The 16,384-nt window shown below is 48.5% G+C and carries 14 protein-coding genes and 2 pseudogenes; 7 read left to right on the top strand and 9 right to left on the bottom strand.

Annotated features, from left to right (window positions below; genetic code table 11):
- Window positions 1-148 precede the first annotated feature (148 nt).
- On the top strand, window positions 149-712 hold the full coding sequence (locus HUN05_19220; protein WDP86993.1) for a hypothetical protein: 564 nt from the start codon (window positions 149-151) through the stop codon (window positions 710-712).
- Window positions 657-1,670 (top strand): annotated as a pseudogene (locus HUN05_19215) (IS3 family transposase). Before HUN05_19220 ends, HUN05_19215 begins: the two are co-directional and overlap by 56 nt.
- A 24-nt stretch (window positions 1,671-1,694) precedes the next feature.
- On the opposite strand, the pseudogene HUN05_19210 reads toward HUN05_19215, so the two are convergent.
- The 5 genes and pseudogenes from HUN05_19210 to glpK all read right to left on the bottom strand — a co-directional run bounded on the left by HUN05_19210 (window position 1,695) and on the right by glpK (window position 6,957).
- Window positions 1,695-2,889 (bottom strand): annotated as a pseudogene (locus HUN05_19210) (IS256 family transposase).
- 35 nt (window positions 2,890-2,924) lie between these two features.
- Entirely contained in the window at window positions 2,925-4,475 is a 1,551-nt protein-coding gene (locus HUN05_19205) for a DUF342 domain-containing protein (protein ID WDP86992.1), read from the bottom strand.
- Complete coding sequence (locus tag HUN05_19200) at window positions 4,468-4,629, bottom strand: hypothetical protein (GenBank protein WDP86991.1); 162 nt, start codon at window positions 4,627-4,629, stop codon at window positions 4,468-4,470. The genes HUN05_19205 and HUN05_19200 overlap by 8 nt, the downstream gene beginning before the upstream one ends.
- Window positions 4,630-4,697: 68 nt before the next feature.
- Window positions 4,698-5,186, bottom strand: coding sequence for a response regulator (locus tag HUN05_19195; protein WDP86990.1), 489 nt, complete (start codon window positions 5,184-5,186; stop codon window positions 4,698-4,700).
- 235 nt (window positions 5,187-5,421) lie between these two features.
- Window positions 5,422-6,957, bottom strand: coding sequence for a glycerol kinase GlpK (glpK, locus tag HUN05_19190; GenBank protein ID WDP86989.1), 1,536 nt, complete (start codon window positions 6,955-6,957; stop codon window positions 5,422-5,424).
- A 542-nt stretch (window positions 6,958-7,499) separates the two neighbouring features.
- On the opposite strand from glpK, the gene HUN05_19185 reads away from it, so the two are divergent.
- From HUN05_19185 to HUN05_19165, 5 genes are all read left to right on the top strand, one after another.
- Window positions 7,500-8,192, top strand: coding sequence for a cytosolic protein (locus tag HUN05_19185; GenBank protein WDP88145.1), 693 nt, complete (start codon window positions 7,500-7,502; stop codon window positions 8,190-8,192).
- Window positions 8,193-8,233: 41 nt separating this feature from the next.
- Window positions 8,234-9,787: a methylmalonyl-CoA carboxyltransferase gene (locus tag HUN05_19180; GenBank protein WDP86988.1), complete on the top strand. Its 1,554-nt coding sequence runs from the start codon at window positions 8,234-8,236 to the stop codon at window positions 9,785-9,787.
- A 26-nt stretch (window positions 9,788-9,813) separates the two neighbouring features.
- Window positions 9,814-10,032, top strand: a complete 219-nt coding sequence (locus HUN05_19175) for a hypothetical protein (GenBank protein WDP86987.1) — start codon at window positions 9,814-9,816, stop codon at window positions 10,030-10,032.
- Between the two features lie 61 nt (window positions 10,033-10,093).
- Window positions 10,094-12,157 (top strand): pyruvate carboxylase subunit B, encoded by a 2,064-nt coding sequence (locus HUN05_19170; GenBank protein WDP86986.1) that lies wholly within the window; start codon window positions 10,094-10,096, stop codon window positions 12,155-12,157.
- 90 nt (window positions 12,158-12,247) lie between these two features.
- Window positions 12,248-12,925, top strand: coding sequence for a zinc ribbon domain-containing protein (locus tag HUN05_19165; GenBank protein ID WDP86985.1), 678 nt, complete (start codon window positions 12,248-12,250; stop codon window positions 12,923-12,925).
- 324 nt (window positions 12,926-13,249) lie between these two features.
- On the opposite strand, the gene HUN05_19160 is transcribed toward HUN05_19165, so the two are convergent.
- The 4 genes from HUN05_19160 to nadD all read right to left on the bottom strand — a co-directional run bounded on the left by HUN05_19160 (window position 13,250) and on the right by nadD (window position 16,384).
- Entirely contained in the window at window positions 13,250-13,759 is a 510-nt protein-coding gene (locus tag HUN05_19160; protein WDP86984.1) for a type I restriction enzyme HsdR N-terminal domain-containing protein, read from the bottom strand.
- Window positions 13,760-13,822: 63 nt separating this feature from the next.
- On the bottom strand, window positions 13,823-15,364 hold the full coding sequence (locus HUN05_19155; protein WDP88144.1) for a 2,3-bisphosphoglycerate-independent phosphoglycerate mutase: 1,542 nt from the start codon (window positions 15,362-15,364) through the stop codon (window positions 13,823-13,825).
- Complete coding sequence (rsfS, locus tag HUN05_19150; protein ID WDP86983.1) at window positions 15,354-15,743, bottom strand: ribosome silencing factor; 390 nt, start codon at window positions 15,741-15,743, stop codon at window positions 15,354-15,356. Before rsfS ends, HUN05_19155 begins: the two co-directional genes overlap by 11 nt.
- On the bottom strand, window positions 15,740-16,384 hold the full coding sequence (gene nadD, locus HUN05_19145; protein ID WDP86982.1) for a nicotinate (nicotinamide) nucleotide adenylyltransferase: 645 nt from the start codon (window positions 16,382-16,384) through the stop codon (window positions 15,740-15,742). The genes rsfS and nadD overlap by 4 nt, the downstream gene beginning before the upstream one ends.

The following is a 16,384-nucleotide window of genomic DNA, read 5'->3' as shown; positions in this document are numbered from 1 at the left end:
GGAGTTCCTGGAACCATCTTTTCCATCTGTAAATAAATCCCTATCAAATTCCCAGCTCTTTATCCAGCCGGCCTTCCCCTCTGTGACAATATAAGTGAGACACTTACCCCTTGATAAATTAGTGTAGGGCGGGTAAGGCAATACTTATATGAAACCGATAAAAATGAACCCACTACCAGAGTCCGAAAAACAGGCAGTCCCCAAGGAGGCACCAATGGAAGGAGCCCATAGGGCGACTGGAATTGGTGCCTCCTTGGGGGGACAGGATTCAATCACTGATCCTGAAGTTCCTGAGAAAAAGCCCCGGCGTAATTTCACTGCTTCTTATAAACTGCGTATTCTCCAAGAGGTTGAAAACTGCAATGAATCCGGAGGAATAGGTAGGATACTTCGAAGAGAGGGCCTCTATTCTTCAAATTTAGCCGATTGGCGCAAAGCCCGGAATAAAGGACTTCTCAACGCCATGGCACCTCGAAAGCGAGGGAGGAAATCCAAAGAGAAGAACCCATTGGCAACAGAGGTCGCCAGACTTCAAAAAGAAAAATCTAAATTAGAGCATAAGTTAAAACAGGCGGAACTCATCATTGAAGCCCAAAAAAAAAAAAATTTCAGATCCTGGGAATCCAACAAAATCTGGACGACCTCAAAGGAGACGACTGATGAATGCCGCCCTAACGTTAAGTCACGATCTTGGGAAAAAGCCTTCATGTGAGGCTTTCGGTGTCCCTCGCTCATCTTTTTATAGGTTTTATTCTCCGAAAAAACAGGTGAAATCAAAGCGGGGCAGCTCTCCTCTTTCTTTGAATCCTGATGAACAACAAACGGTTTTGGATATTCTTCACTCGGACACGTATCGAGACCAGGCCCCATACCAGGTCTATGCCTCTCTTCTTGATAAAGAAAGGAAAATACTATTGCTCCATCAGAACGATGTATCGGCTTCTTCACAAAGAACATGGTTCTGTGCCGGAACGAAGACGGCAGGTAAATCGCCCGAAATATAAAAAACCTGAATTGCTGGCAACCGGACCGAATCAGGTCTGGTCCTGGGATATTACCAAGTTGAAAAGCGTCACAAAATGGACTTATTTCTATCTGTATGTAATCATGGATATTTTCAGCAGGTATGTTGTCGGCTGGATGGTCGCCCATAGGGAACAAACAGCATTGGCCAAAAGGCTTATTGAGAAGTCCTGTGAAAACCAAAATATATTACCCGGTCAGCTTGGACTTCATGCAGATCGGGGAGCCAGTATGAAATCCAAAGGGGTTGCCCAGCTTCTTGTCGATTTAGGGGTAACCAAAACCCACACAGACCGCACGTCAGCAATGATAACCCTTACTCTGAAGCTCAATTTAAAACATTGAAATATTGTCCAAAATTTCCAAATCATTTTGGTTCGATTGAGGATGCAAGAACCTTTTGCCAGGATTTCTTTGGATACTACAATAAAGAGCATTACCATTCTGGTATTGGCCTGGTAACCCCGGAACAGTTTCATTATGGCATTGCTAAAGAGATTTATGGGTCTCGCTGTAGAACTTTGAAAGAGGTGTTTATTAAAAACCCAATACGCTTTAAGGGGAAAATCCCTCGGCCACCAGCTTTACCAGAAGCAGCCTGGATCAACAAACCGGAACAGGAAGAGAAGGATAAGATTGGAGCCTAATTTTAGGCATAAAGTGTCTCATTGTCATTGACACATTCCGTCAAAGAAAATTGCCAACTGGGAAATTGTCAGTGACCAATTTTGAATCGGCATTGTCCATTTTTTACTGGCGTTCTGGATCCCCATGTAAAGCAGCTTTAACAGGCTGTCCTGGTTCGGGAATGATCCCTTTGTTTTGGTCAGTTTTCGAAACTGTCGATGCACAGCCTCAATGGTATTTGTGGTGTATATTATCCGTCGAATCTCTTCTGGATATTTAAAGAAATGACTGAGGCGTTCCCAGTTGTTCCGCCAGGATTTTATCACAATCGGGTATTTGTCATTCCATTTATTTTCCAAGATATCCAGTTCTTCTTCGGCCAGATCCTTATTGACCGCTTTATAAACACGTTTTAGATCTGCCATAAATTTCTTTTTATTTTTGGAACCAACGTATTTCAATGAATTTCGGATCTGGTGGACTACGCAGAGTTGAACTTCTGTGTCCGGGAATATGGTCTCAATGGCCTCGGGAAAACCTTTTAGACCATCAACACAGGCAATCAGGATATCTTTTACCCCTCGGTTTGAAAGGTCTGTTAACACCTGCAGCCAGAAGTTCGCACCCTCATTCTCGGATATGTACAGCCCAAGAACCTCTTTGCGGCCCTCGATATTCACCCCAAGAATTGTGTAAACGGCTTTGCTGCTGACCTTTCCGTTTTCTCGTACTTTATAATGTATGGCATCAACCATACGATTGGGTACACATTTTCCAACGGCCTGGCCTGCCATTCTTTGACGGTATGGATGATTTTATCGGTAATGGTGCTCAGAGTGGCATTTGAAATCTCAAGTCCATAGATTTCCTGTAAATGGGAAGCCATATCATTATAACTCATGCCCAGGCCGTAAAGGGCTATTATCTTTCTTTCAATTTCATCGCTGAGCGTTGTCTGATGTTTTTGACGATCTGTGGAGAGAAGGTTCCGGCCCTGTCACGCGGGGTTTTTAGCTCAAATTTACCATCCAGGGATTTAATGGTCTTTTTGCTTTTTCCATTACGGCGGTTGGCAGAAACTTCCTGCCCGAGATGGGACTCCAACTCTCCTTCAAGAGCAGCTTCAGCAAGATTTTTGATTAATGATGTAAGGACGCCGCCCTTACCTGTGAAGGGTTTACCTTCCTGGATGCCTTTAAGGGCTTTTTGAAAATCAAATTCGGTGTTTTCTTCGGTCATGTCAGTTCTCCTTATTTAGCTGAGTATATCAGCTTTCATTCAACTGACACAGAATTTTGAACGCCCTCGATGGTTCCGGCCACAACAACATTTCCCTTAAAATCAATATTCCCGGTCTCAAAGTCCACATCTCCGGCAATGGAAAGTTCCGGGTTCACACTGATTTCGCCCAGAGGGTCCAGGTGGGGCTGGCCGTCCAGGGTCGAGTAAATTTTTAATCCGTCCTGGGAAAGCCGGGTGCCGTTTCCGGCCGTAAAGACAGGGTCTTCCGCCTCTTCTATAAGGATGGGCAACCCGGCAACGCTGATTCCGTCCTTGCCTTCCTGGGCCGGGGTTTTGGTGGCCAGAAGGTCATTCTTGCTTGCATAGGGGATATCACCCCTGTCCCGAAAATCAATGCGGCCATCTTCCATTATTTTTCCGGGGTTGGCGTAAAGGGTTTCAAATTCATAGGTGATGGTGCCGTTTGTGCTTAAAATCGGTTTTTTACCCTGAGCCACAATAAAGGTTTCATCTTTCGGGGTTGCAGAGTCTATCCAGGTCTCAATGGCCTTGTCATCAACAATGCCAAAGCTGATTCCTTTTTGGCGAAGAAATTCAAGAAGGCTTTCCGTGGTCAGGACATCCTTGTTTTCAGGACGGATTTTCATCTTGATAAATGCCCGGGCCTGATCCTTGGATATCAATACATCAATAAATTCGTCTAACAGGGCATCTTCCCCAGCGGTTTTGTTTTTGTCCTCTGACATGTCTGTATCCGGGGTTTCCGCCAGGGAAAAAACAGATCTGAGAATTTTGGCCATTATTTTTTGTTTTTTGTCTGGTTCAGTCTCTGTCTGATCTGTCTCCGGTGCAATCATAATGGTTTGGGGCTCTGGCAGGGTGGTGTCAAGATCTTTTTGGGCCGCAGCTTTGACAAATAGTTCCCGGGTGTGTCCGGCCAGTTTTTCAAACTCATCCATCAGGGTCTGGGGAGTGATGGGAATGCCGAAAAAGTCAATCCTCTCTACAAGAGTTACAGGATCTTTGCGCTGCTTTTTGGCTTGGCTCAATTTTGAACCCAGCTTTATTTTATCTGCTGTTTTGTTTTTAATCCGGGCCTGGCAAAGTGCATGTTTTTTCTTCAGCCGCTGGGCAACAATAAACATTTGTTTGTTCTGATGGGCAATCACCCGTTTTAATCGTTCATTTTTAATATCTTTGGCAAATCTTCTCAGGCTGGATTCAACCTGGCTTAAAAGGTCCTGGTCCGATGCCGGGGTCACGATGCAGGCATTTATCTCAGCCTTGTTGATGGCCCGGATAACCATTTCGGACTGGTCTGAGGGGACCATGAGCATGCGCTGGGTCAACGGGGAGAGGGCCCTGGCTTTTTCAAGAATATCATCTCCTTCCATTTTGGGAAGTTTAAAACTGGATATAAAAAGATGAAAAAAAGAGGTTCCTGCCTGTTCCAGGCGGTCCAATGCGTCTTTGGAAACGGTTTCACAGACCACATCCCATCCTCGTTCTTCCAATAGTTGTCTGGTGTTGTTTTTTACGGCCTCTTCTGCTTCAAGAATAAGGATTCTGGGGGTCTCAGTCATGGTTCTCCCCTTGGCCCAGCGGATCAGGCATTTCAATTCCGTTTCTCAAGGCCAGTTCTTCAAAGTGTTTGTACAGGGTCTGGATGGACTTTTCATACAGAAAATTCAACTCTTTTTGGCTGTCGCCCGGGATGGCATCTATACATTTTACCACAAGGCCAACGGCCTGCGCCTGGGTCAGGGGCCTTTGGGCGGTCTTTTGTTTGAGCTGGGCCGCAATGGTCAGGATTTCCTTTTCAAGACGGGTGAGTTTTTTTCCGTGGCCTTTGTGGCTTCCATAAGCTCGCAGTTGAGTTCGTACAATTTTTTGTTTTGTTTTTTGGCCACCCCATATAATTGCTGACTTTCCAGGTATTTTTCATATTGTGCGATGCCTGACCGGATGGTTTGGGTGATGTCATCATTTTTTAAGGGCTTTGAGATATACCGTTGAACCGCGCCCTTGTTGACCGCCCGGATAATGGTCTTTATGTCAGAATATCCCGTGATCAGAACCCGGATGGTTTCAGGGGAAATTTCTTTTACCTTTGCCAGAAACTGGCTGCCCTTCATGCCGGGCATACGCTGGTCGCACAGCACCAGGGAAAAGGGAGTGGTTGCTTTTCTGACGCTTTCAAGGCCCTCTTCTCCGGTCTCATCGTGGATAAATCCCAGGCCCAGATCTTCGAGAACAGGGCCGACTGTCTGGTCTTTGGGCACTTTGTGAGCCACGATCAAAACCTTGTGTTTATGGGGGGGATGTCCGGAATTAAGCGTCATGAAAGAGCCTTTTTTAAGGTTAAGCTGAAGAATTTCACCCTATTATAACTGCTAACAGTTTAAAGGGAAAGGGGTATAAAATCAAGCCTATTGGGTAAACATAGCTGTATTGATGTCCCTTTCCTTGCTGAAATCCGGCTTTAGTGAGAGATATGGCAAAGCTCTGGATCATGGACGGCGGTCTGGCTTACGCCTGATCCTTCCAGCCAAAGGTCCGGTCCACGGCCTTTTTCCATCCTTTGTAAAGGTCCTCACGCTGGTCATCTTCCATTTTGGGGTCCCAGGTGGAATGAACATGCCAGTTTTCCTTCAGCGCCCGGGTGTCCGGCCAGAATCCCACGGCCAGTCCTGCGGCATAGGCGGCGCCAAGGGCCGTTGTCTCAGCCACCTTGGGACGGGTGACAGAGACATTGAGCATGTCTGCCTGGAACTGCATCAAGGTGTTGTTGTTCACCATGCCCCCGTCTACTTTCAGGGATTTAAGCTCCCAGTCCTTTTCCTGGTCATCCTCAAGATCCTTGAGGATGGCCTGGGCAATATCCTTGGTCTGAAAGGCAGCCGCTTCAAGCACGGCCCTTGCAATATGTCCCTTGTTTGCAAACTGGGTGAGTCCTGTGATCACGCCCCTGGCATCGGACCGCCAATAGGGGGCAAACAGACCTGAAAATGCAGGCACGCAATAGACATCCCCATTATCCGGAACGGTATTGGCCAGGGTTTCAATCTGGGGTGCATCTTTGATCAACCCTAAATTGTCCCTGACCCATTGAACCAGGGCTCCGGCATAGGCAATTGAACCTTCCAGGGCATACACCGGTGGCTGGGAGCCGATCTGGTATCCCAGAGTGGTGAGCAGTCCATGGCTGGAGAACCTGATTTCACTGCCGGTGTTAAATAGAAGGAAACACCCGGTACCGTATGTGTTTTTGGCTTCTCCCGGTGAAAAACAGGTCTGGCCGAACAGGGCGGCCTGCTGGTCACCCAAAGCGCCGGCAATGGGGACATCTGTTCCCAAAGGACCCTCAGGATCGGTTCTTCCGAAATTTTCAGCATCTGAAGAGGCAATGATGTTTGGCAGACAGCCAAGGCTGATACCCATGGCTTTGAGTATATCTTTATCCCATTCCAGGGTGGTTAAATTCATGAGAAGGGTTCTGGATGCATTGGTCACATCCGTGACATATCGGCCTTTTTTCGGGCCTCCGGTAAGGTTCCAAACCACCCAGGTGTCCATGGTGCCGAAGCAGGCCTGATTTTTATCTGCGGCCTGTTTTACCGCCGGTACATTTTCGAGCATCCACTTGATTTTCGGTCCTGAAAAATAGGTGGCCGTGGGCAGGCCTGTTATTTTTTTAAATCCGTTCTGGCCATGGACTTTGTCCAACTCCCGGCAGATTTTATCCGTTCTTGTGCACTGCCACACAATGGCGTTGTAAAGCGGTTCTCCTGTGGTTTTATCCCATGCCATAACCGTCTCTCTCTGGTTGGTCACCCCAATGGCCGCCAGGTCGCTTCCTTTGATGCCGGCTTTTTTAAGGGCCTTTTGGATCACCACCCGGGTATTGTTCCAGATCTGCATTGCATCGTGTTCAACCCAGCCGGGCTGATTACATATCTGGTCATGTTCCATCTGACTCAAACCGATGATGGCCCCGTTTTTGTCGAAGATGATAAATCGTGTACTGGTGGTTCCCTGGTCTACGGCTCCAAGATATGCTGTCATGGACATGATCTCCTCTGCTGGCGTTTATGTTTGATAATATTCAGGAGTTAGAGACAATTTCTAATAAAAATAAAATCAATTGTCCACTCCAAAGGGCAGTCCGGATGAATAAAACTTGATTTTAGGGAGTCCAGGATCATGAACAAGAAGACCTAAGGCTCAAGCCCGCTTTTTATGGGATTTTACCTTATATCAGGTTTGCCAAGATTGAATTTTCAGCCGAACCTCTCTATGGTTACTTTTGTGGGGCCCCGTTTATGGGTTTTTGGGGCGCCTTTCTTTTTATTCTTGTTATCCTGCCTGGCCGTTGACCTTTATTATCCTGGTGGTTATTTTTTTAGGCATTTAAAAGAGGCAAACAGGGCGGATATGCACAAGGTGCTTGACAAGGTGCGGAGGGATTGATTAGTTTGGAAAATTACCCACGATGGTTTTTTATAAAAAAGGAGGCTTGCCCCATGGAAGATGCTCCGTCTAATTTTGATTCAGTTGGTCTTGATTCTTTTGGTCCCGGTCAGTTCAGCAAAGAGGATAAATCCGCCCTGGTGGTTGACATGCTCACCCGGATCATGGTTCACCACGGTCTTTGGTTTAATGAGGTTCGCCACCAGATGGGTATGGAAAAAGCATTAACGGCTTTGGACAAGGCCACAAAAAATTCTGTGGCCATTGCCATGAAGCATCTGTCCGCGACTCTGGGCTTTGAATTGGACAACAAAATGCCCAAAGCCCTGGTAAATCTGGAGGATGATACCATGGAAAAGCTCATGGCCGGCGTGGCCAAATCCTGGCTGGCCAATGACGGGGTCTGGTTCCAGGCGGTGGAGTTTGACCATGGAATGAACGATGCCAAACGGTGCAATGATTCGTGTTGGACAAAATTTTCACCCTATGAGGCCCATGCCATAAAAAATATTTTGGGGCTGGGAGAAAATCCAGGGCTGGAAGGGCTGAAAAAAGCTTTGAATTTCAGGATGTACGCCTTCATAAACCAGCAGACAATTGTTGACGAGGGACCCAAAAGTTTTGTATTTCAGATGAATGAATGCAGGGTTCAGCTGGCAAGGCAGAGGAAAAATCTGGACGATTACCCCTGCAAGTCCGCAGGGCTCGTTGAATATGCCTATTTTGCCGAGGCCATTGATACTCGGATTAAGACCCAATGTATTGGCTGCCCGCCGGATGCCCATCCCAAGGAATGGTTTTGCGCATGGCGGTTCAGCCTTGATAAATGATAAAACAAGATATTGTAAATATATAAGGAAGGGATTGTACTATGGGAGTCGTATCGGACAAGATCCAGGAATTAAAGTTGAAAGAAAAAAAGATCAAGGCCATGGGCGGGGAAAAAGCCCTGGCCAAACGGCGTGAAAAAGGCAAACTCAATGCCAGGGAACGCCTTGACCTGCTCTTTGATGACAACAGTTTCAGGGAAGTGGATATGTTTGTGACCCACCGGTGTACCAATTTCGGGATGGAGACCAAGGAAATTCCGGCAGACGGGGTTGTCACAGGTCATGGCCGGGTGGACGGAAGAGTTGTTTTTGCCTATGCCCAGGATTTTACTGCCCGGGCAGGCTCTCTGGGTGAGATGCAGGCCAAAAAGATCTGCAAGGTCATGGATCTTGCCATGAAATCAGGTGCGCCCATCGTCGGGATGAACGATTCGGGCGGGGCCAGAATCCAGGAGGGAATTGACGCCCTTTCAGGATACGGGGAAATCTTTTTTAGAAATTCAGGCGCTTCCGGCGTCATTCCCCAGATATCGGCCATCATGGGACCCACCGCCGGGGGGGCCGTATATTCACCTGCCATGACCGATTTTATTTTTATGGTCAAAGAATCTTCTTACATGTTCATCACAGGCCCCAATGTGATCAAGGCGGTGACTGGCGAAGAGGTCAGTTTTGAGGACTTGGGCGGTGCCATGGCCCACAATGAAAAATCAGGGGTGGCCCAGTTTGCCTGCGAGTCTGATGAGGACTGCATCAATCAGATGAAAGAACTTTTATCTTTTTTGCCTTCAAACAACATGGAAGATCCGCCAATTTTGCCCCCAAGTGATGATCCCAACCGCATGGATGCCTCTTTGGATACCATTATTCCGGACAACCCCAACCAGGGGTATGACATCAAAGAGGTGATCGCTTCCATCGTGGATAATGGATCCATATTTGAGCCCCACCAGTATTTTGCCAAAAATATCGTGATCTGCTTTGCCCGTCTTAACGGCCGGCCCATCGGGATTATTGCCAATCAGCCCAAGGTGATGGCAGGGTGTCTTGATATTGACGCCTCGGACAAGGCCACCCGGTTTATCCGGTTCTGCGATGCCTTTAATATCCCCATGCTCACCATTGCTGATGTGCCCGGCTACCTGCCCGGGTCAGATCAGGAATGGGGCGGGATCATCCGCCATGGGGCCAAACTGCTCTGGTGTTATTCCGAAGCCACCGTGCCCAAGCTTTTGCTCATCACCCGAAAAGACTATGGGGGGTCCTATCTTGCCATGTGCTCCAAACACCTTGGGGCAGATATGGCCTTTGCCTGGCCCTCGGCGCAGATTGCGGTCATGGGCGCTGAGGGTGCCGCTAATATTATCCATGCAAGGGAAATCAAAGGGTCAGATGATCCTGTGGCCAAACGCAAGGAAAAAATTGATGAGTATAATGAACAGTTTTCAAATCCCTATTGCGCGGCAGCAAGGGGCTATGTGGATGCGGTGATTGTTCCTTCTGAAACACGGCCAAGACTCATAGACGCCCTGGAGGCATTGTCCACCAAACGGGAAATGCGGCCGGCCAAGAAGCACGGAAATATTCCGGTTTAATCAACGCCATAGGAGAGGAAAATACAATGGAGAATAAAAAATTGGCCGCAGCCATGGCTGCCGTGTACATGGCCATCCGAACCGGGGAAGAAACGGCTGCCGCAACCGCGGTTGAGCCGCCTGCCCAGGCTGTGAGTGAACCTTCACACAACGCCCAGGCCTTTTTGATGAATGCCTGGGGCATGACCGGAAGACAGGCGTTAATGAACGCCAACACCATGATGCAGATGCGGATGTTCAAATGATGGAATAAAGATCCTGCAACGAAAAAAAAGAGATAAATATTTTATATAAAGGAAGGACATTATGAGTGAGCACAATCAAGTTAAAATGGTTGAGATGAACTACAAAAAGGACCGGCCCAAGGCGGAAAAGCCCTTGATGGTGGAAGATCTTTCCCTGCGTGACGGCCATCAGTCTTTGTTTGCCACAAGGGGACGCACAGAAGATATGATTCCGGTGGCCGAGCAGATGGATGAGATCGGGTTCTGGGCGGTTGAAGTCTGGGGCGGGGCCACCTTTGACACCATGCACAGATTCTTGGGAGAAGATCCCTGGGAGCGGCTGCGGACCTTGAAACGCTACTTTAAGAAAACCCCTTTTTCCATGCTCCTTCGCGGCCAGAACCTGGTGGGCTATCGGAATTATGCCGATGACGTGGCCAAGCTCTTTGTTAAAAAGACGGTGGACAACGGCCTGGAAGTGTTCAGAACCTTTGACGCCCTCAACGACTATCGAAACTTTGAAACCGTGGTCCCTGTGATCAAGGAATGCGGGGCCCATTTCCAGGGCTGTATCTGCTATACCCTGACCGAACCCCGCCTGGGTGGAGAGGTCTACAACCTGGACTATTATCTTCAAAAGGCAAGAGACCTTGAGGACATGGGGGCCGATTCCATCTGCATCAAGGACATGGCAGGGCTCATGTCTCCCTATGATGCCTATGAACTGATCAAGGCCATGAAGGCCGAGGTTAAACCCTTGATTCATCTTCATTCTCATTTTACCTCCGGCATGTCGCCCATGACCCATTTCAAGGCTGTGGAAGCCGGTGTGGACATCATTGACACCTGCATGACGCCCTATGCCTACCGAACCTCCCATGCCGCACTTGAGCCTCTGGTCATGAGCCTTTTGGGAACCAACCGGGATACAGGGTTTGACATTAAGGCCCTGGCCGCCATCAATGAGACCCTGGAAAAAGATGTCATGCCCAAGTACAAGCATCTTCTGGACGACACCAAGGTGTCCATGATCGATATCAACGTGCTGCTTCACCAGACGCCGGGGGGCATGCTTTCAAATCTGGTCAACCAGCTGCGTGAAATGGATGCCATTGACAAGATTGATGAGGTATACAAGGAACTGCCCCGGGTGAGAAAAGAACTGGGCCAGATTCCCCTGGTGACTCCCACAAGCCAGATCGTTGGCACCCAGACTGTGAACAACGTCTTGTTTGACGGTGATGGCGAGCGGTACAAGATGATTACCGCCCAGGTCAAAGATCTTTGCTATGGTCTGTACGGAAAAACCAGCGTGCCCATTGATGCCGAGGTTCAGCAAAAGGCCCTCAAAGGCTATGACCGGGGTGAAGAACCCATTTCCTGCCGTCCTGCCGAAGTGCTTGAGCCTGAACTTGAAAAGGCCAGAGAACAGATCGGAGATCTGGCCATGGATGATGAAGATCTTATCCTTTACACCCTGTTTCCGGTGACCGGGAAAAAATATCTCATGCAAAAATACGGCAAGGAGCAGGTGCCTGACGCCATCAAGCCCATTACCCTGGATGACGTGAAAAAACAAGACGAGATCATTAAAAAGGCCAAGGCAGGCAAACTCATTGAACCGGCTGAGCAGATGCCTGAAAAGAGTGAATTTGCAAGGACCTTTAATGTATTTGTGGAAGGGGAATATTTTGAGGTTGGCGTGGATGAGGTGGGCGGATCTCCTGTGATCACCTACGCAGCTCCTGCTGCTGCAGTTCCAGCTGCTGCAGCGCCTGCGGCTCCTGCACCGCCTGCTCCGGCAGCAGCGCCTGCAGCTCCGGCTCCCAAGCCTGTGGCACCCGCACCCAAGCCTGCTCCGGCAGCAGCGCCTGCAGCTCCGGCTCCCAAGCCTGTGGCACCCGCACCCAAGCCTGCTGCGGATACAGGTGCCGGTACCCCGGTCAAGGCGCCCATGCCCGGCATGGTCATCAAGTACGAAAAAAATGTGGGGGATGCGGTAAATGAAGGGGAAACCGTGGTGGTGATTGAAGCCATGAAAATGGAAAACGCATTGCCGGCAACGGCCAGCGGCACCATTACAGCCATTCATTACAACTCGGGTGATTCCGTGGCCAAGGATGATGTACTTGCCACAATCGAGTAATCTGGATAGGGCATGGGAGTTTGACAAGCAAACTCCCATGCTTATTATGCTGGTTCAAGGTATTTTAGAACCCGCATAAGGAGAGTAATAATGGCTTTTGAAACAAGAGAAGAACTTCTTGAAAAATATTTAAAAATGGACAAACCCCATTGTCCCCATTGTGATCAGGAAATGACGCTTTGGGAGGTGCCGCCCTTTAATTTTTCCGATGGCTTGGGATGGGGAACCCCATATCTGTTCATCTGCTTTAATGACGACTGCCCCTCCTTTAGAAAGGGGTGGGAGCATCTTCAGGAGACCATGGCATCACCGGCCTCCTATCGGTGTATCAATGAGCCGGGCAATGACCATTTTGACTATATGCCCGTGTTCAGCCCCATGGGCGGGACCGGCGGCAAGGTGGATGATGCGGCCCTGATCGAGCAGGAGGCCAGAAAAGAGTTGATGAAGCAGACTTTTTCTCTGCTCACTGATTATTATATTTCCAAGGACTGGGATGAGATCCTCAAGATCTGTCTGGATCCCAAAATACCGGCCAAGGCCAGGCTCAAGGCAGCAGAGATGGTCGGAGAACTAGGAGATACCGAGGCTGCAGAGCATCTGCTCAACCATAATTTTCCCACGCCCGTGCTTCAGGAGGGGGTGAAAAAGGCCATAGACCAGCTCCATGAGCGTCATTTTACAAGGGAATGCCCCTATTGTGCCGAGATTATTAAGCGACGGGCCAAGGTGTGTAAACATTGCGGCAAAGAGGTGTCCCGGGCCTGAATTCAAGGCAGGACATTTTTTTAAAAGAATAAAAAAAGCGGTACCCAAGAACTCTTTTCTGTGGTACCGTTTTTTTTTGTGGTCGTTTTTTAAGTCGTTTCCCATTATATAAAATCTCACCCTCCGGGCAAAGCGTTTTACCTCATCTGCTGGGTTACAGTCCGCTCGCAGTAAAGACTACGGCTTCTCGGTCTGTGCCTTGCATCTAAGGCAAAAACGCTTTGTGAAATATGCGGGTTAAAGGACACTCCGCATATTTAAAGATATTAAGATCCGGTTTTTTCAAATTGTCAGTTTCTGACCTTCAGGTGATGACATATTCGGCTATTTGTTGACCTTTTCCAGGTTAAAAGAGCGGTAAATGATCATTTCTCCTTCTCGTTTGGCCGGATCTAAAAGTGCGGGTGTGATGTTTTTTATTTCTGCCTGGGCCTGTTTTTGGGAAAGAATTGAATCAAGGCCCTTGCCCACGGTTTCTCCTGACAGGGTGTCCATTACAATGGCATCCCTGGCATCTGTACTCACGGCAAAGGGAATCATATGATCATGGCAAAGGCGGGCCCCGGCCAGGATTTCCCTTTCATAGGAGCCAATGGATCCGGCCACGCAGGTGACGGCCATCAAGGGCCGGTCCTGGCAAAAGACCACAAGGTCTATGGCAGAGTGGTAATCCTCTCCTTTAAACTGGACAATGAGCGGCACATCCACCTGAATATCGGTTTTTTCATACCCCTTGGTTTTTACTAAAAACTTTTCAAAAATCTGCCGGCTGGCTTCTGCGCCGACATTGTCTATTTCACGTCCCGTGATAAAATCGGTGATCTGATCAAACATGGTATATCCTGTTCTATTAAAGGTAAGGCCAGAGTAAAACCGGCCCGAACTTAGCCTAAGCTGTTAAAATAAAGGGGTGCCTGTCATCTCTTTGGGCGGTTTGATCCCCAGGGCCTTTAGAATTGTGGGGGCAATGTCCCCGAGTTTTCCGTTTTTGAGCCGTGTCTGTTTAAAGGCCTCCCCTGCAAGGATAAAGGGGACAGGATTCAGGGTATGGGCCGTGTGGGCAGACCCGTCCTTTGCAATCATCTGTTCTGAATTACCGTGGTCTGCCGTGATAAAGGCGGTACCGGAGGTTTTCCAGATGGCCTCGACCACTTGCTGAGCACATCTGTCAACGGTTTCGCAGGCCTGAATTGCCGCATCCATGATCCCGGTATGACCGACCATGTCCATGTTGGCAAAGTTGAGGACAATAAACTGGACGGTTTGGGATTCAATCTGCTCGCAGGCGTTGTCAGCTATTTTTTGAGCACTCATTTCAGGTTTGAGGTCATAGGTGGCTACATCCCTTGGCGAGGGAACCAAAATCCGTTTTTCAAGGTTGAATACGGCCTCATCTCCCCCGTTGAAAAAATAAGTGACATGGGCATATTTTTCTGTTTCTGCGATGCGCAGCTGGGTCATTTTATTCTTGCTGAGAGTCTCACCTAAAATTCCTGTCAGATGCTGGGGGCCAAAGGCTGAATCCAGGTTAAATGTTTCATCGTACTGGGTCATACACACAAAGGCAGATAAATCCGGGCAGGTTTGCCGGTTAAATTCTGTAAACTCTTTCTGGGTAAATGTCCGGGTGATCTCCTTGGCCCGGTCCGCCCTGAAATTAAAGAAAATAACCCCGTCGTGGTCCTGGATAACCCCCTCATTTTTTTTGCCCAGAAAGATTGGCTTGATGAACTCGTCGGTCTCATCCCGGTCATAGGCCTTTTGGACAAGATCAACAGGATTTTGTCCGGCAGAAAAAATGCCTTTGCCCTGGGTGTAAAGATCATAGGCGTTTTGAACCCGGTCCCACCGGGTATCTCTGTCCATGGCCCAGAACCGTCCTGCAAGGGTGGCAATTTTGCCCAAGCCCAAGGCCTTGATTTTTTCCTGGACCTGTCTGATAAAGCTGATTCCGCTCCGAGGAGAGGTGTCCCTGCCGTCAAGGATGGGGTGAATATACAGATTTTGGATGCCAATGGCCTTGGCCATGTCCATGAGGGCAAAAAGGTGGGAAATATGGCTGTGCACACCGCCATCGGACAGCAGGCCGAGAAGGTGGAGGGATTGATTTTGGGCTTTGATTTGGACCATGGCCTTTTTCAGGGTTGAATTCTCAAAAAAGCGCTTGTTTTCAATGGCGGTATTGATCCGGACAAAGTCCTGGGGGACAATGCGTCCGGCACCGATATTCATATGCCCCACCTCTGAGTTGCCCATGGTCCGGTCGGGCAGACCCACATCAGGGCCGCAGCATTTAAGATGGGTATGGGCAAATTGTTCGGTCAAATGGTCCAGAAACGGGGTGTTGGCTTTTGCAACGGCATTGCCCGGACCGGGTGCACTGATTCCCCATCCGTCCAGAATCATGAGGATGTTTACGGGCAAGGCTTCAGAACTCATCATCGTCCTCTGGGTCCGGGATGTTTTTGGCAAATTCGGCAAGGTCCACCCTTGGCGCATCGCTCCACAACCCTTCAATATCATAAAATCCCTTGGCCTGGGATTCAAAAAAATGAATGATGATATGGCCGAAATCCAAGAGGGCCCACTCTCCTTGTTTTACCCCTTCAACCCCCATGGCCTTGATATTCTGTCCTTTGAGCGTTTTGATCAGATGTTCAGCCAAAGAGGTGACCTGGCGGTTGGATCCTGCCTCCACAATGACCACCATATCCGTATACGAGGTCATGTCCTTTACATTGATCGCCGTAACAGCCTTGGGTTTGCGTTCAAATATCGGGGTGATATAAGGGAGGTACTCTTGGGTCAGAAAAGTCATCTATATAAATCCTTTGTTTTAATGCGTGTCTCTATGATTTGCGGGACCAACCCCGTGATGGGGCGTCCTGCCTTAACCCTGTTCCGGATCTGGGTGGATGAGATATCTATCCTGGGTACCTTGCAGATACGGATGGGTTTAAGTTGGTCATGGATAAAAAAATTTTCTGCTTTTAATGTGTATCCTTTTGAAATCTGTTCGTCAATAAAGGATACAATGGAATCAAGTCCAATGGGTTTGCCCCTGAGCATGACAATGATCGGGACAATTTTAAAAATTTTTTCTTTTTCCTTCCAGGTGGTGATATCAAAAAAAGCATCAGATCCCATCAAAAGAGAAAAGTTTAAATGGGGCCCATGGATTTTTTTAAAGGTCTGGATGGTGTCGATGGTGAACGAGGGCCCCCGGCGTTTGAGTTCGATATCCGAGGCAAAAAAACCGGGCAATTCCTCTATGGCATCCGTCACCATGGCCAGCCGTTCTTCTGCCGGGGCCAGGTTATGATCTGGTTTGTGGGGCGGTGTTGCAGACGGGAATAAAAAGATTTTATCCAGGCCGCAATGGTCTTTTACATATTGGATGATACCCAAATGACCATTGTGAAGCGGATTGAATGTCCCTCCAAAAAGTCCTGCATCCAT

Origin of the sequence: Desulfobacter sp. (assembly GCA_028768545.1) — a bacterium.
Taxonomy (GTDB): Bacteria; Desulfobacterota; Desulfobacteria; order Desulfobacterales; family Desulfobacteraceae; genus Desulfobacter.
The sequence above is the reverse complement of the archived record's forward strand: the minus strand, read 5'-3'. Positions and strand labels throughout refer to the sequence as shown.

What these genes read in the sequence shown, in the direction of transcription:
- HUN05_19220 (WDP86993.1), top strand. Translation starts at nt 149, where the DNA reads ATGAAACCGATAAAAATGAACCCACTACCAGAGTCCGAAAAACAGGCA.
- HUN05_19205 (WDP86992.1), bottom strand. Translation starts at nt 4,475, where the DNA reads ATGACTGAGACCCCCAGAATCCTTATTCTTGAAGCAGAAGAGGCCGTA.
- glpK (WDP86989.1), bottom strand. Translation starts at nt 6,957, where the DNA reads ATGACAGCATATCTTGGAGCCGTAGACCAGGGAACCACCAGTACACGA.
- HUN05_19180 (WDP86988.1), top strand. Translation starts at nt 8,234, where the DNA reads ATGGGAGTCGTATCGGACAAGATCCAGGAATTAAAGTTGAAAGAAAAA.
- HUN05_19175 (WDP86987.1), top strand. Translation starts at nt 9,814, where the DNA reads ATGGAGAATAAAAAATTGGCCGCAGCCATGGCTGCCGTGTACATGGCC.
- HUN05_19170 (WDP86986.1), top strand. Translation starts at nt 10,094, where the DNA reads ATGAGTGAGCACAATCAAGTTAAAATGGTTGAGATGAACTACAAAAAG.
- HUN05_19165 (WDP86985.1), top strand. Translation starts at nt 12,248, where the DNA reads ATGGCTTTTGAAACAAGAGAAGAACTTCTTGAAAAATATTTAAAAATG.
- HUN05_19160 (WDP86984.1), bottom strand. Translation starts at nt 13,759, where the DNA reads ATGTTTGATCAGATCACCGATTTTATCACGGGACGTGAAATAGACAAT.
- HUN05_19155 (WDP88144.1), bottom strand. Translation starts at nt 15,364, where the DNA reads ATGAGTTCTGAAGCCTTGCCCGTAAACATCCTCATGATTCTGGACGGA.
- rsfS (WDP86983.1), bottom strand. Translation starts at nt 15,743, where the DNA reads ATGACTTTTCTGACCCAAGAGTACCTCCCTTATATCACCCCGATATTT.
- nadD (WDP86982.1), bottom strand. Translation starts at nt 16,384, where the DNA reads ATGGATGCAGGACTTTTTGGAGGGACATTCAATCCGCTTCACAATGGT.